The organism is Micromonospora sp. NPDC049662 (assembly GCF_040675055.1).
GTDB lineage: Bacteria > Actinomycetota > Actinomycetes > Mycobacteriales > Micromonosporaceae > Micromonospora.
Window position 1 is genome coordinate 1 of record NZ_JBFAOC010000044.1, and the last position, 13,515, is coordinate 13,515.

Annotated in this window: 13 protein-coding genes; 3 read left to right on the forward strand and 10 right to left on the reverse strand. The window is 73.5% G+C overall.

Annotated elements, in window-relative coordinates; all coding sequences use genetic code 11:
• Positions 1 to 67: 67 nt before the first annotated feature.
• A complete protein-coding gene (gene lepA, locus AB0J36_RS25745; RefSeq protein WP_357134533.1) occupies positions 68 to 1,945 on the reverse strand; it encodes a translation elongation factor 4 in 1,878 nt (625 codons plus the stop codon).
• A 117-nt stretch (positions 1,946 to 2,062) separates the two neighbouring features.
• Positions 2,063 to 2,599: a DUF4240 domain-containing protein gene (locus AB0J36_RS25750; RefSeq protein WP_357175659.1), complete on the reverse strand. Its 537-nt coding sequence runs from the start codon at positions 2,597 to 2,599 to the stop codon at positions 2,063 to 2,065.
• A 61-nt stretch (positions 2,600 to 2,660) separates the two neighbouring features.
• On the opposite strand from AB0J36_RS25750, the gene AB0J36_RS25755 reads away from it, so the two are divergent.
• Both AB0J36_RS25755 and rpsT read left to right on the forward strand, forming a co-directional pair.
• Positions 2,661 to 3,644: a phosphotransferase gene (locus AB0J36_RS25755; RefSeq protein WP_357175662.1), complete on the forward strand. Its 984-nt coding sequence runs from the start codon at positions 2,661 to 2,663 to the stop codon at positions 3,642 to 3,644.
• A 281-nt stretch (positions 3,645 to 3,925) separates the two neighbouring features.
• Positions 3,926 to 4,192, forward strand: a complete 267-nt coding sequence (rpsT, locus tag AB0J36_RS25760) for a 30S ribosomal protein S20 (protein WP_355053192.1) — start codon at positions 3,926 to 3,928, stop codon at positions 4,190 to 4,192.
• 94 nt (positions 4,193 to 4,286) lie between these two features.
• Here the strand turns inward: rpsT and AB0J36_RS25765 are convergent, their stop codons facing one another.
• From AB0J36_RS25765 to AB0J36_RS25780, 4 genes are all read right to left on the reverse strand, one after another.
• Positions 4,287 to 4,703, reverse strand: a complete 417-nt coding sequence (locus AB0J36_RS25765; protein ID WP_357134528.1) for a hypothetical protein — start codon at positions 4,701 to 4,703, stop codon at positions 4,287 to 4,289.
• The gene (holA, locus tag AB0J36_RS25770) at positions 4,700 to 5,680 is read right to left on the reverse strand and encodes a DNA polymerase III subunit delta (protein ID WP_357134527.1); all 981 of its coding nucleotides are present in this window, start codon (positions 5,678 to 5,680) and stop codon (positions 4,700 to 4,702) included. Before holA ends, AB0J36_RS25765 begins: the two co-directional genes overlap by 4 nt.
• 165 nt (positions 5,681 to 5,845) lie before the next feature.
• Positions 5,846 to 8,227 carry a ComEC/Rec2 family competence protein gene (locus tag AB0J36_RS25775; protein WP_357398958.1) on the reverse strand — a complete coding sequence of 794 codons (2,382 nt, stop codon included), beginning with the start codon at positions 8,225 to 8,227 and terminating at the stop codon, positions 5,846 to 5,848.
• A complete protein-coding gene (locus AB0J36_RS25780) occupies positions 8,224 to 9,018 on the reverse strand; it encodes a ComEA family DNA-binding protein (RefSeq protein ID WP_357398954.1) in 795 nt (264 codons plus the stop codon). The genes AB0J36_RS25775 and AB0J36_RS25780 overlap by 4 nt, the downstream gene beginning before the upstream one ends.
• Positions 9,019 to 9,230: 212 nt before the next feature.
• On the opposite strand from AB0J36_RS25780, the gene AB0J36_RS25785 reads away from it, so the two are divergent.
• Positions 9,231 to 10,709, forward strand: coding sequence for an arabinofuranosidase catalytic domain-containing protein (locus AB0J36_RS25785; RefSeq protein ID WP_357398952.1), 1,479 nt, complete (start codon positions 9,231 to 9,233; stop codon positions 10,707 to 10,709).
• 51 nt (positions 10,710 to 10,760) lie between these two features.
• Here AB0J36_RS25785 and AB0J36_RS25790 read toward each other — a convergent pair whose 3' ends face one another.
• The 4 genes from AB0J36_RS25790 to rsfS all read right to left on the reverse strand — a co-directional run bounded on the left by AB0J36_RS25790 (position 10,761) and on the right by rsfS (position 13,496).
• Positions 10,761 to 11,537 carry an SDR family oxidoreductase gene (locus tag AB0J36_RS25790; protein WP_363661203.1) on the reverse strand — a complete coding sequence of 259 codons (777 nt, stop codon included), beginning with the start codon at positions 11,535 to 11,537 and terminating at the stop codon, positions 10,761 to 10,763.
• A 1-nt stretch (position 11,538) separates the two neighbouring features.
• Positions 11,539 to 12,393: a DegV family protein gene (locus AB0J36_RS25795; protein ID WP_357175677.1), complete on the reverse strand. Its 855-nt coding sequence runs from the start codon at positions 12,391 to 12,393 to the stop codon at positions 11,539 to 11,541.
• A 69-nt stretch (positions 12,394 to 12,462) separates the two neighbouring features.
• Positions 12,463 to 13,092 carry a histidine phosphatase family protein gene (locus AB0J36_RS25800; protein ID WP_357175680.1) on the reverse strand — a complete coding sequence of 210 codons (630 nt, stop codon included), beginning with the start codon at positions 13,090 to 13,092 and terminating at the stop codon, positions 12,463 to 12,465.
• Complete coding sequence (gene rsfS, locus AB0J36_RS25805) at positions 13,089 to 13,496, reverse strand: ribosome silencing factor (RefSeq protein WP_355053184.1); 408 nt, start codon at positions 13,494 to 13,496, stop codon at positions 13,089 to 13,091. The genes AB0J36_RS25800 and rsfS overlap by 4 nt, the downstream gene beginning before the upstream one ends.
• Between the last annotated feature and the right edge of the window lie 19 nt (positions 13,497 to 13,515).

The window sequence follows — 13,515 nt, forward strand, 5'->3', positions numbered from 1 at the left end:
TGGCCATCGTGGTGAACGTGGTGGTCCGCGTCGTCGTCGCACCCGAGTCGCCGGTCGCCGTGGGGGGCTACTTCTTGCCGGTGGGTTTGGCGTCGCCGGAGTCGGAGGAGAGGGCGGCGATGAAGGCCTCCTGGGGCACCTCGACGCGGCCGACCATCTTCATCCGCTTCTTGCCTTCCTTCTGCTTCTCCAGCAGCTTGCGCTTACGGCTGATGTCACCGCCGTAGCACTTGGCGAGCACGTCCTTGCGGATGGCGCGGATGGTCTCCCGGGCGATCACCCGGCTGCCGATGGCCGCCTGGATGGGCACCTCGAACTGCTGGCGCGGGATGAGCGTACGGAGCTTCGCGGCGATGGTGACGCCGTAGTTGTACGCCTTGTCCTTGTGCACGATGGCGCTGAACGCGTCCACCGGCTCGCCGTGCAGCAGGATGTCCACCTTCACCAGGTCGGACGCCTGCTCGCCGGAGGGCTCGTAGTCCAGCGAGGCGTACCCCTTGGTACGACTCTTCAACTGGTCGAAGAAGTCGTAGATGATCTCGGCGAGGGGCAGCGTGTAGCGCAGCTCCACCCGGTCGGCGGAGAGGTAGTCCATGCCGAGCAGGCTGCCGCGCCGGCCCTGGCACAGCTCCATGACCGCGCCCACGTAGTCGTTGGGCGTCAGCACGGTGGCCCGCACCACCGGCTCGTACACCTCGGCGATCTTGCCGGTCGGGTACTCGCTCGGGTTGGTGACGACGATCTCCTCGCCGTCGTCCGTGATCGCCCGGTAGACGACGTTGGGCGCGGTGGAGATGAGGTCGAGGTTGTACTCGCGCTCCAACCGCTCCCGGATGATCTCCAGGTGGAGCAGGCCGAGGAAGCCGCAGCGGAAGCCGAAGCCGAGCGCGCCGGAGGTCTCCGGCTCGTAGTCCAGGGCGGCGTCGTTGAGCTTGAGCTTGTCCAGGGCCTCACGCAGGTTCGGGTAGTCGGACCCGTCGATCGGGTAGAGGCCGGAGTAGACCATCGGCTTCGGGTCCTTGTAGCCACCCAGCGGCTCGGCCGCCGGCCGGGCGTTGATGGTGACCGTGTCACCGACCCGGGACTGCCGGACGTCCTTCACACCGGTGATCAGGTAGCCGACCTCGCCGACCCCGAGCGCCTCGGCCTTGACCATCTCGGGTGAGATGACGCCGATCTCGAGCAGCTCGTGCACGGCGCCGGTGGACATCATCTTGATCCGGTCGCGGGCGCTGATCCGGCCGTCGATGACCCGGACGTACGTGACGACGCCGCGGTACACGTCGTACACCGAATCGAAGATCATCGCCCGGGCGGGCGATTCGGCCTCGCCGACCGGCGGGACGAACTGCCGGACGATCTCGTCGAGCAGGTGCGGTACGCCCTCGCCGGTCTTGCCGGAGACTCGGATGCAGTCGGCGGGGTCACCGCCGATGAGGTGGGCCAGCTCCTCGGCGTACTTCTCCGGCTGGGCGGCCGGCAGGTCGATCTTGTTGAGCACCGGGATGATGCGCAGGTCGTTCTCGAGGGCCAGGTAGAGGTTGGCCAGGGTCTGCGCCTCGATGCCCTGGGCGGCGTCGACCAGCAGCACGGCGCCCTCGCAGGCGGCCAGCGACCGGGACACCTCGTACGTGAAGTCGACGTGCCCCGGGGTGTCGATCATGTTGAGCACGGCCTGCTCGCCGGTCCGCTCGCCCTCGCGGATGGTCCACGGCATGCGCACGGCCTGGCTCTTGATGGTGATGCCGCGTTCGCGCTCGATGTCCATCCGGTCCAGGTACTGCGCGCGCATCTGCCGGGGGTCGACCACGCCGGTGAGCTGCAACATCCGGTCGGCCAGGGTCGACTTCCCGTGGTCGATGTGGGCGATGATGCCGAAGTTCCGGATGCGACCGGGGTCGGTGGCACCAGGGGCGTTCGCGCCGGGATCGAGCTTCGGTGGCACAGCGGTCCGTTCTGGTCGGCTGACGTGAACAGGCCGGCGCGCCGCCGACCCCCTCCATGTTCCCACGCCGCCGGGGTACGCCCACTGCGCGGGCGACGGATCGGCCCCCGGGACGCCTCACTCCATCGGCGGCTCCACGAAGAGCGCGGCCAGCCGGGGCAGCCGGCGGCGGGCCTCGGACTCGTCGTCGAAGTCCCAGAAGTCGTTGAGGTCCGGCGTCCGGACCGGCTCGCGGTCCGTCGGCAGCTCCGACGCGGTGGCCCTGCGGTACGCGTCCCACGGCACCGCCAGCATCTGCTCGGCGGAGAACTCCTCCCCGCTGAGCGACGCGGCCCGCACCTGGGGCAGCTCGGCCAGCGAGTCGGGGTCGCCGACCGCGCGGGCGAACACCGCCCGACCCTGGGTCATCAGCCAGCCCCGGAAGTGCTCGAAACCCTCCGCCGACGCCCCACCGTTGATCAGGTACGCCGCGCCCCACAGGTCCGCCTTGTGCGAGGCGGCCAGCACTCTGACCTGGTGTTGGGCGTACCCGACGATGTCCTGCGGATCGCGCTCGGCGAGCAGCGCCACGGCCCGCGCGGCGACCGGCCCGGGCTCACCCCCACCCCCGGCGCGGGCCTGGTCGATCAGCTGCCAGAAGTCCTCGGTCCTCATGGCTTGGCAGTCTGGCAGTGTCGCCGCGCGCCGCGCACGTACCCCGGGGCAGCATGGTGGGGTGTCCTCCCCACTGCCGCCGGTGCCGTACCACGCGAGCGCGTCGCGCCCGTCGTGGCCGGAGCTGCCGGCGGCGCTGCGGGCCGCGATCGCCGACCGGCTCGGTACGCCGGTGGTCACCGCCCAGGTTGCCACCGCCGGCTTCACCCGGGGCTTCGCCGCCGTGCTGCACACCGCCGACGGCGGTCGGGCTTTCGTCAAGGCGGCACCCGCCGCCGTGCAGCCGGGCCTGGTTCAGGGGTACGCCCGGGAGGCGGCGATCCTCGACCGGCTGCCGACCGACCTGCCCGCGCCCCGCCTGCGGTGGACGCTGGACGAGGCCGGCTGGTTCGTGCTCTGCGCCGAAGCGGTCGACGGCCACCTCCCACGCCTGCCCTGGGCGCGGGCCGAGCTGGACGCCACCCTCGCCGCGTACGCCGAGGTCGCCGCCGTGCTCGCCGATCCACCGACCGGCCTGACCGCGCTCGGCCTCCCCCGCCTGGCCGACCTGGCCCGCTCGGACATCCTCTGGTGGGAGGAGGTCGCCGCGGGCCGGGAGCCGCTCCCCGCGCTGCCCGCCGCCGCCCGGGGCAGACTCCCCGAGCTGGTGGCGCTGGAGTCCCGCCTCCCCGCGTACGCGGACGGGGCGACCGGCGTGATCCACGGCGACCTGCGGGTGGACAACGTGCTCATCGGCCGGGACGGCCGGGCCTGGATCTGCGACTGGACCTGGGCCTGCACCGGACCGGCCTGGTTCGACCTGGTCACGCTGCTGCTCACCGCATCCGACGGCGGCCTGGACGTCGATCGGATCTTCGCCGCGCACCCGGCGAGCGCGGGCGCTCCCCCGGACGCGCTGGACGCCACCCTCGCCGCGTTGGCCGGCTACTACCTCACCGGGGCGGACGCGACATCGGTGACGGCCTCACCGCACCGGTCCACGCACCAGCGGTCCAGCGGAAGACAGGCCCTCGACTGGCTCGCCCGCCGGCAGGGCTGGCGGTGACCGCGCCGGCGTCCTCGCGCGGGCCGTCCCGTGGTCCACCCCGGCTTTCCGGAAATCGGGCGGTCAGCGGCCGGCGGATACCCTGGTTCGCAGGAAGCCGGGTGGACCACGGGACGGCTCCCGCACCCACTGGGCGCGGGAGTCGAGCAGGCGCGGTCGGGTGGAGCCGTTTTGGCTTGTCCCCGGGCGACCTGGTAACCTGGCTTTTCGCGCGGCGATGACTCATGTCGTCATGCCGTGCGCAAGCTGACCAACCCGAGCTATCAAGACGAGGCTGTCGCGTGGCGAACATCAAGTCCCAGATCAAGCGCAACCGGCAGAACGAGAAGGCCCGGCTGCGCAACAAGTCGGTCAAGTCGTCGCTGAAGACCGCCGTCCGGAAGTTCCACGAGGCCGCCGAGGCCGGTGACGTCGAGAAGGCCACCGCTCTCATGCAGGATGCCTCGCGCAAGCTGGACAAGGCCGTCAGCAAGGGCGTGATCCACGCCAACCAGGCCGCGAACCGCAAGTCGGCGATCGCGAAGCGCGTGGTGACGCTCTCCGCCTGACGCTTCGTCGTCAGACTGATTCGGAAAGCCCCGGACCGAGGTCCGGGGCTTCCGTGTGTCCACGAACCGGCGCGCGCCTGCGCTTCGGCGGCCGTCAGTCCAGCGGGTCCCTGCGGCGTCTGGGCCGCACCGGGTCGGGTCGGACCACCACCGGAGTCACGGCGCTCCACTCGACCCGGGCCCGGCCGACCACCGGCTCCATCTGCCGGCGGAAGCGGTCCCGCTCCTGTTCGGGTACGAGCGCGGCGGAACGGACCACCACCGCGGCCACCATGTCGTTGAGCTTGACCATCGCCGCCACCACCACGGGTAGCACCAGCACCGCCCACCAGGTGACCAGCTCCGCGAGGGCGAGCAGCACGGCCAGGGCGATGGCGCCCTCGAAGAACAGGAAGCAGAGCACCCCACCGGGGTTGACGAACCGCAGGCCGAGGAGCCGGGCGTAGAGCGGCCGGTACCGCTCCTCGTCGGCGGACACGGTGGCCCACGCCGTACGGTTCGGCCCCGTCACCGGCTGCTGCCCTGCCGGGCCGCCGCCACCGAGAAGACCGCCCGTTCCAGGGCGTACGCCCGGTCGTCCGAGCCGCCCTTGACGGCCGCGTTGCACTCCGCGGCGACCTGCATGGCGCGGACCAGTCCTTCCGGGGTCCAGCCGCGCCCCTGTCGCTGCGCCCGTTCGATCTTCCACGCCGGCATGCCGAGGCTGCTGGCGAGCTGGTAAGCGTTGCCCCGTCCGGCCGACGCCACCCGGGCCACCGTCCGCACCCCGTCGGCCAGGGCGTCGGCGATGGGCACCGGGTCGACACCGACGTGCAGGGCCCAGCGCAGCGCTTCCAGGGCGGCCGGCACGTCGCCGACCATGGTGGCGTCCGCCACGGTGAAGCCGGTCACCTCGACCCGTCCCCGGTAGTAGCGGGATACCGTCTCGGCGCTGATCCGCCCGTCGGTGTCGGCCATGAGCTGGGAACAGGCGGCGGCCAGTTCGCGCAGGTCGTTGCCGACCGCCGCGATCAGCGCCTCGGCGGCGTCGTCGGGGCACCGGCCGCCGGCCCGGCGGATCTCGTCGCGGACGAAGGCGACCCGGTCGCGGTGGCCCTTGAGCTTGGCCGCCGGAACCACCGTCGCGCCGGCCGACCGCAGCCCGTCGGCGAACGCCTTGCCCTTGGCGCCGCCCAGGTGCAGCACCAGGAGCTGCACCTCCGGGTCGGGATTCTTCGCGTACGCCAGCAGCGCGGCGACCAGGTCCTTGCGGGCGTCCTGGCCGGAGCGCAGGACGAGCAGCCGCCGGCCGCCGAACAGCGACGGGCTGAGCATCTCGGCTATCTCGCCGACGGTGAGCGCACCCGCCTGGTACTCGCGGACGTCCACCTCGGGGTCCGTGGCGCGGGCCCGTTCGACAGCTTCGGAGACCGCGCGCGTGGCGAGCAGCTCCTCGTCGCCGAGGACGAGCACAATGGGGGCGAGGCTGGCGGGGGTCACGTCGCCCATATTCGCACGGCCCACGGCGGGTACGGGCCTGCTCAATCGCCACCCGGTCGGCGCAGCCCGCACTTAGCGCAAATCCAGACATTTATCTCGGTTCACCACCTAATCCGCAAATGGCCGGGATTCTGGGTCGAGTGCGCGCAATTTCCACGCGACCGGCGGTCCCCCTCACGGTGGCCGTCCCGGCGGTACCCCTCGACGGGCCACCGCCAGGCCGTCGGCAGTCCGGATCGCCGCCACGTCGCCGTCGGTGTCGGTCCGCAGGACCCGGGCGCCGTGCCGGCTCAACCGGGACAGGAGCGCCGGGTTCGGATGCCCGTACGTGTTGCCCGTGCCCACCGGCACCAGCGCCACGGCCGGCCGCACGGCGGCGAGGAAGCTCTCGTCCTGGTACGCCGAGCCGTGGTGCGCGACCTTCAGCACGTCCGCCCGTAGCTGGCCGGGCGGCGTCCGGACCAGGACGGCGTGCTGCTCCTCGGTCTCGGCGTCGCCGGGCAGCAGGACCGAGACGCCGGCGACCGTGGCGCGCAGCACCAGCGAGTTGTTGTTCGGGTCCGAGCGGGTGCCGGCCAGCGGATACGGCGGTCCGAGCACCAGCAGCTCGACACCGCCGACCCGGTGACATGCCCCGGCGGTGGTGTCCCGCATCGTGGCCCGGCCGCCGGTCGCCGCCGCGCGGACGGCCGCCCGACCGCTCGCCGGGTCCGTCGACGGCGGGGTCAGCACGGCGGCCACCCGTCGCCCCCGGAACACCCCGGCCACCCCGCCCACGTGGTCGAGATGGAAGTGGCTGACCACCAGCAGCGACACCTCCCGGATGCCGAGCCGTCGCAGACACGCGTCCACCGCGCCCGGCTCCGGCCCGGTGTCGACCAGCACCGCCCGGCCGGGCGCGACGCGCAGCACGAGGGCGTCCCCCTGCCCCACGGCGCAGGCCACCACCACCCAGCCGGGCGGCGGCCAGCCGCTGGCGAGCAACCGGACCCCGAGAGCGCCCACCAGGACGGCGACCGCGACCACCGCCACCAACCGGCGCACCAGCGGGCGGCGCGCGGCCACCAGAAACGCGACGGTCAGCCCGGCCAGCAGCAGGGCACCGGCCGCCCCACCCGGCCACGCCAGGGTGCCGGCCGGCAGGCGGGCGCCGTGGCGGGCGATGACGACCAGCCACCAGGCCGGCCAGCTCGCCAGCCACGCGACGAACCCGGCCCCGGCCGGCCAGACCGGCGACAGCAGCGCGGCCGTCACCCCCAGCACCGTCGCCGGCGCGATGGCCGGCACCGCCAGCAGGTTGGCCGGCACCGCCACCAGGCTGACCGTGCCGGAGATTCCGGCGACGACCGGCCCGCAGGCCACCTGGGCGGCCGCCGGTACCGCCAACGCCTCGGCCAACCCGGCCGGTACGCCCCGACGGCGCAGCCCGTCGCGCCAACGCGGCGCGAGCAGCAGCAGACCCCCGGTGGCCAGTACGGACAGCGCGAACCCGGCGTCGCCCGCCAACTCGGGGTCGACGAGCACCAGCACGGTGACGGCGGCGGCCAGCGCGGGCAGCGCGGCCCGGGGTCGACCGGCGGCCAGCGCGACAAGCCCGATCGCCCCCATCGTGGCGGCCCGTACGACGCTCGGTGACGGACGCACCAGGATGACGAAGCCCACCAGCGCCACCCCACAGAGCACCCCGGCGAGCCACGGACCGGCGCGTGCCCAGCGCGCCACCAGCAGCACCGCACCCACCACGATCGCGACGTTGCTGCCCGAGACGGCATTGAGGTGCGTCATGCCGGTCGCCCGGAAGTCCTCCTCGACGGCGGGCGGCAGGCGGCTGGTGTCCCCCACCACCAGTCCCGGCAGCAGACCACCCGGGTCGTCGGGCAGCGGCGCGCAGGCCCGTTGCAGACCCGCGCGCAGGGTGCCGGCGGCGCGCTGCGCCCACGACGGCGTACCGCGCCGCTGGGGTGGACCGGTGGTCGCGAGGACCGCCGCGGTGAGGTCACCGCCGCGCGGCAGGCCGAGCCGCCCGTCGGCGGTCAGCCGCTGCCCCGGCAACAGCCCTCGCCAGCCGGGGTCGGTGGCGAGGACCAGCACCCGTACCGACGCTCGGAGCGGCTGGCCGTCGGGACCGGTCAGCCGGATCAGCTCGCCCGACACCAGCAGCATGCCGGGACGCCCGGCGGAGCGGATGGGGCGCGGATCGTCCCGCACGACGAGGTCGGCGGTGACCGGGGCGCGCTTCTCGGCAAGGGCGCGGACCGGCGGCGCGTCCCGCACGACCAGCCGGGCCGAGGTCGCCGCCGCGCCGCAGAGGACGCCGAGACCGACCGCGACGACGATCCAGCCGAAACGGCGGGCGAGAGCCCCTGGGCGACCGAGCCGACCGAGCAGGTGCAGGGTGCTCAGCGCGGTCGACACGGCTGCTCCGCCGGCCACCAGCAGCAGCGGTCGGGGGCCGAGGTGCAGTCCGGCGAGCGCGGTGAGCCAGGCGGCCACGGCCAGCCCGGCGAGCCGGAGGTCCGGTGGCGGCGGGTCGCCGACGACGGGTGCGACGTTCACACTGTCACCAGGTCCTTGAGCTGCTCATAGCGCGCGTCGCCGATGCCCTCGACCTGGCGCAGGTCACCGACGGCCGTGAACCCGCCGTGCTGGTCCCGGTAGGCGAGGATGCGCTGGGCCAGCACCGGCCCCACCCCGGGCAGCGCGTCGAGCTGGGCAGGTGTCGCGGTGTTCAGGTTCAGCGCCGCGCCGGGGGCCGGCGCACCGGCGGGGGCCGGACCGGCGGCGGGTCCGGGTGCCGGCGGGGGCGTAACCCCGACGACGATCAACTCACCGTCGGCCAGCTTGCGAGCGGGATTGAGCAGCGCCACGTCGACGCCGGGCAGCGGGCCACCGGCCTCGGAGAGGGCGTCGGCGAGTCGGGCCCCGGCCGGAACCCGCACCAGCCCGGGTTTGCGCACCTTGCCCGCGACCGTCACCACCAGCTCGCCGGACGCCGACGCGCTGGCCTGCCCGGCCACGACGGCCGAGGGGGCCTCGCCCACCGGTGGGGTGACCGGTTCCGCGTGTGGTCGGGACCGCCAGGCCCAACCGGCCGCGGCCAGCACCACCACGAGGGCCACGGCGGCCAGCGCCCGTACTCCGCGCCTGCCCGGGTCGAACGCTCCGGGGCCGGGCAGCCGCGCCATACCGCCGGGCTGATCGCCATCTGGAAGACATCCCCGCTGTGGGTCGGCGGGCACGTCCGTTGCCGACGCGTCGGCCCCCGACGGAAGCGGCGCCGCGTCGCCCGTCGCGGCGGTCAACCGGCGCAGACGCTGACGTACCGCTGTCTCCTCGTCCTCTGCCACGCCGCGACGCTAGGACGCCGGACGCCCCGACGGCCGCCTCGCTGGCCCGACCTGTGGACAACCGGGGCCTCTGTGGACAACGCCCTGATCATGCTCGCGTCTGCTACGGGAGCACGGGCCACCGACCGCCCGGAGGTAGCGCGCGTTCATGGATGAGGATTAATGTTAACGCTATCATCACCCCCCACCACCACCGCCACCTGAGGGGAACCATGGACGTGAAGAGAAGGCTGCACCGCCTGCTGGCCGCAGCGGGGACCCTGCTGGTCCTCGTCGCCGGGGCCGGCGTCTACCTGGTCACGGAGACGCCCGGCGTCGCCCGGGCGGCCGGCACCGGCCCGTGCGACATCTACGCCTCCGGCGGGACGCCGTGCGTCGCCGCGCACAGCACCACCCGGGCCCTGTACGGCGCGTACAACGGAGCGCTCTACCAGGTGCGCAGATCATCGGACAACACCACCCGCGACGTCGGCGTGCTCAGCGCCGGTGGCGTCGCCAACGCCGCCACCCAGGACACGTTCTGCGCCAACACGAGCTGCGTGATCACGATCATCTACGACCAGTCCGGCCGCAACAACCGGCTCACGCAGGCGCCTCCCGGCGGCTTCACCGGCCCGGCCCCCGGCGGGTACGACAACCTCGCCGACGCCAAGGCGGCACCGGTCACCATCGGCGGCCAGAAGGCGTACGGCGTCTACATCGCCCCCGGCACCGGCTACCGCAACAACAACACCAACGGCGTCGCGACCGGCGACCAGCCCGAGGGCATCTACGCCGTCGTCGACGGCACGCACTACAACCAGTGGTGCTGCTTCGACTACGGCAACGCGCAGACCAACGTCCAGGCCGACGAGCGCGCGATCATGGAGACGGTCTACTTCGGCGCGAACAAGCAGTGGGGCTACGGAGCGGGCGCGGGTCCCTGGATCATGGCCGACCTGGAGTGGGGCCTGTTCTCCGGGGTGAACGCGGGGTACAACAACATCGCGTCCATCAACCACCGCTTCGTCACGGCCATGGTCAAGGGCGAGCCGAACCACTGGGCGATCCGCGGCGGGAACTCGCAGTCGGGTGGCCTGACCACCTACTTCGACGGTCGGCGGCCCAACGGCTACAACCCGATGAAGAAGGAGGGGGCCATCCTCCTGGGCATCGGTGGTGACAACAGCATCACCGGTCGCGGCACCTTCTTCGAGGGCGTGCTGACCTCCGGCTACCCGACGGCCGCCACCGAGGACGCCGTGCAGGCGAACATCGCCGCTGCCGCCTACACCCCCGCGAGCGGCGGCAACCCGCAGCAGAACGCCCAGATCGTGGGCGCGCAGTCCGGTCGCTGCGTCGACGTGCCGAACGGCGCCACCACCAACGGCACCCAGGTGCAACTGTGGGACTGCATCAGCAACAGCGCCGCGCAACGCTGGACCTACACGGCCGGCAAACAGATCCAGGTGTACGGCAACAAGTGCCTCGACGCCAACGGCCAGGGCACCGCGAACGGCACCCAGGTGATCATCTGGGACTGCCACGGCGGCGCGAACCAGCAGTGGAACGTCAACGCCAACGGCACCCTCACCGGCGTCCAGTCCGGGCTCTGCCTGGACGCCAACGGCGCCGCCACCGCCAACGGCACCAAACTGATCCTCTGGGCCTGCAACGGTGGACAGAACCAGCAGTGGTCCCTGCGAAGCTGAGCGGACAGCAGTCGGGCCGTCTCCGGAGGGAGGCGGCCCGAGTGCACCGGATCAGCGGGCCTCCGGGTCGAGGCCGAGCACCGCCCGTCCCCCGTCCACCGGCAGGGTCACCCCGTTGACGAAGCTGGCGGCCGGCGACAGCAGGAACGCGACCACCTCGGCCACCTCGTCGACACGCCCGATCCGGCCCACCGGGTGCAGCCGGGTCAACTCGGCGTCGATCCACTCGGCCCGGGTGGGCTCCTGCGCGGCGAGGTACTCGGCGTGCCGCTCGGTGGCGATCGAGCCGAGCGCGACGGCGTTGGCGCGGATGCCGTGCCGTCCGTACTCGACGGCCAGCGCCCGGGTCAGCCCCTCCACGGCGGCCTTCGCCGTGGCGTACGGCAGAGCGCCCGGCACCGGCCGGCGGGCCTGGTGCGACGAGACATTCACGATCGCGCCGCCCGTGCCGGCGGCCAGGAAGCGGCGCACCGCCACGGCGGCGCCCACCACGGCCGGACGCAGGTTCAGCCCGATCAGGTCCAGCACGATGTCGGCCGACGCCGTGTGCAGGGCGGCGTCCCGGGAGATCGCCGCGTTGTTCACCCAGCCGGTCAGCGGGGCGACGCGTTCGGCCACCTCGGCGGCGTGTTCGGCCACCCGCTCGTCACCGGCGTCGCCGACCACCGCGAGCAGGCGATCGGCGGCCGGGTGCCCGGCGAGCCAGTCCACCGCCTCGGCGTCGCGCTCCACGACGACGACGGTCACGCCGGCAGTCACCAGCCGTCGCGTCACGGCCCGACCGACGCCACGGCCACCACCGGTCACCACGCACGTGCCGGCCACGATCTCAGCTCCCGGGCCGACGGTGCACGACGACACAGGCCAGACCCGGCCCGGCGTGTGCGGCGACCACCGCGCCCGCCTCGGAGACGTACGTGTCGTGCACCCGTTCGCCCAGGCGCGCGGTGAGCGCGGCGAGCAGCGCCTCGGCGCGCTGCGGCGCGGCCAGGTGGTGTACGCCCAGGTCGACGTCGTCGTCGCCGGCCGCCTCGACGGCCAGGTCGACGAGCCGGGCGACTCCCCGACTGGCGGTACGCACCTTCTCCCGCAGCACGATCGCGCCGTCCGGCATGTGCATGATCGGCTTGACCGACAGGGCGGTGCCGAGCAGCGCCTCGGCGGCGTTGATCCGGCCGCCCCGGCGGAGGAACTCCAACGTGTCGACGTAGAACCAGACGGTGGTCCGGGCCACCGCGGCGAGCGCCGCGTCGCGTACGCCGGCCAGGTCCGCTCCGGCTTCGGCGGCGATGGCGGCGGCGATGGCCGGGAAGCCGAGGCCCATGCCGGCGGAGCGGCTGTCGACGACCTCGACCCGACCGCCGAGGTCGACGGCGGCCAGGCGGGCGGCCTCGACGGTGCCGGACAGGCCGGCGGAGATGTGCACCGAGACGACGCCGTCGGCGCCGTCGTCGAGGAGACGGCGGTACGTCCGGGCGAACTGTTCGGGCGCCGGCCGGGACGTGCTGGCCGACACCCGCCGCTCACCCAGCGCGCGGGTGGCGTCGGCGGGTTGGGTCTCCACCCCCTCCAATCCCTCCGCGCCGTTGAGCACGACGGTCAGCGGGACGACGGTCAGCCGGTGCCGCAGCACCAGCTCGGGTGGGAGGTAGGCGGTGGAGTCGATGACGACCGCGACGGGCATGCCCGGCACGCTAGCCGATCACGACCCGCCGCGCCGAGGTGCGAGCGCCGACCCGGGCCGGATCGGCGCTCAGACCGCGTCGACGACGGCCGGGGCGGTGACGAGGCCGACGTTGTGGCCACGGAGCTGCCAGCCCCGGACGTCGTCGTGTCGCAGCTCGGTCCAGTGGCAGTTGGCCAGGGAGCCGATGGTGCGCAGCACCTCGGGAGGCCAGCCGAGCAGGTGGCCAACGCCCTGGCGGGAGGCGCCGCCGTGGGTGGCGAGGACCACCGTCCCGCCGGGCGTCGCGTCGGCCGCCGTCAGGAACGCGGCGGCGACCCGCTCACCGAGTTCGTGCAGCGGCTCCAGATCCGCGCCCGGCGCCGGGTCGCCGGCCCGCCAGCGCGCGTACTCGCCGGGGAAGCGCTCGGCGACCTCGGTGAGGTGCAGGCCCTGCCACCGGCCGAAGTGCCGCTCGCGCAGCCGGGCGTCGGTGCGTACCCCGAGGCCGGTGAGCGCGGCCAGCGCCGCGGCGGTCTCCGCGGCGCGGCCCAGGTCGCTGGAGACGATGGCGTCCGGACGCAGCGACGCGAGCAGCGGCGCGGCGGCGCGGGCCTGGTCGCGGCCCAGCTCGTTGAGGGGTACGTCGGTCTGCCCCTGGACGCGGTTGGCGGCGTTCCAGTCGGTGTTGCCGTGCCGCCAGACGATCAGCCGGGTCATTCGGCCGCGGCGGACCCGCTGGCGTCGGCCTCGACCAGGTCGCGGTCGACGAACGGGATGGTGGGGCAGTCCTTCCAGAGGCGGTCGAGCCCGTAGAACTCGCGCTCCTCGGTGTGCTGGACGTGTACCACGATGTCGACGTAGTCGAGCAGCACCCAGCGGCCACCCCGCTCGCCTTCGCGCCGGATCGGCTTGGCCTTCTCCGGAAGCTCCAGCAGGCGCTCCTCGATGGCGTCGACGATGGCGAGCACCTGGCGCTCGTTGGGGGCGGCGGCGAGCAGGAACGCGTCCGTGATGGCGAGCTGGTCGCCGACGTCGATGATCGCGATGTCCTGCGCCTTCTTGTCGGCGGCTGCCTGGGCGGCGGCGATCGCCAGCTCGTGCGCGCGTTCGGAAACTGTCACCGTTCTCCTTCGATCAGGC

Bases quoted from the DNA above. Each gene is read 5' to 3' on its own strand.
- AB0J36_RS25750 (WP_357175659.1), bottom strand. From the start codon at position 2,599: ATGAGGACCGAGGACTTCTGGCAGCTGATCGACCAGGCCCGCGCCGGG.
- holA (WP_357134527.1), bottom strand. From the start codon at position 5,680: ATGGGCGACGTGACCCCCGCCAGCCTCGCCCCCATTGTGCTCGTCCTC.
- AB0J36_RS25785 (WP_357398952.1), top strand. From the start codon at position 9,231: ATGGACGTGAAGAGAAGGCTGCACCGCCTGCTGGCCGCAGCGGGGACC.
- AB0J36_RS25795 (WP_357175677.1), bottom strand. From the start codon at position 12,393: ATGCCCGTCGCGGTCGTCATCGACTCCACCGCCTACCTCCCACCCGAG.
- AB0J36_RS25800 (WP_357175680.1), bottom strand. From the start codon at position 13,092: ATGACCCGGCTGATCGTCTGGCGGCACGGCAACACCGACTGGAACGCC.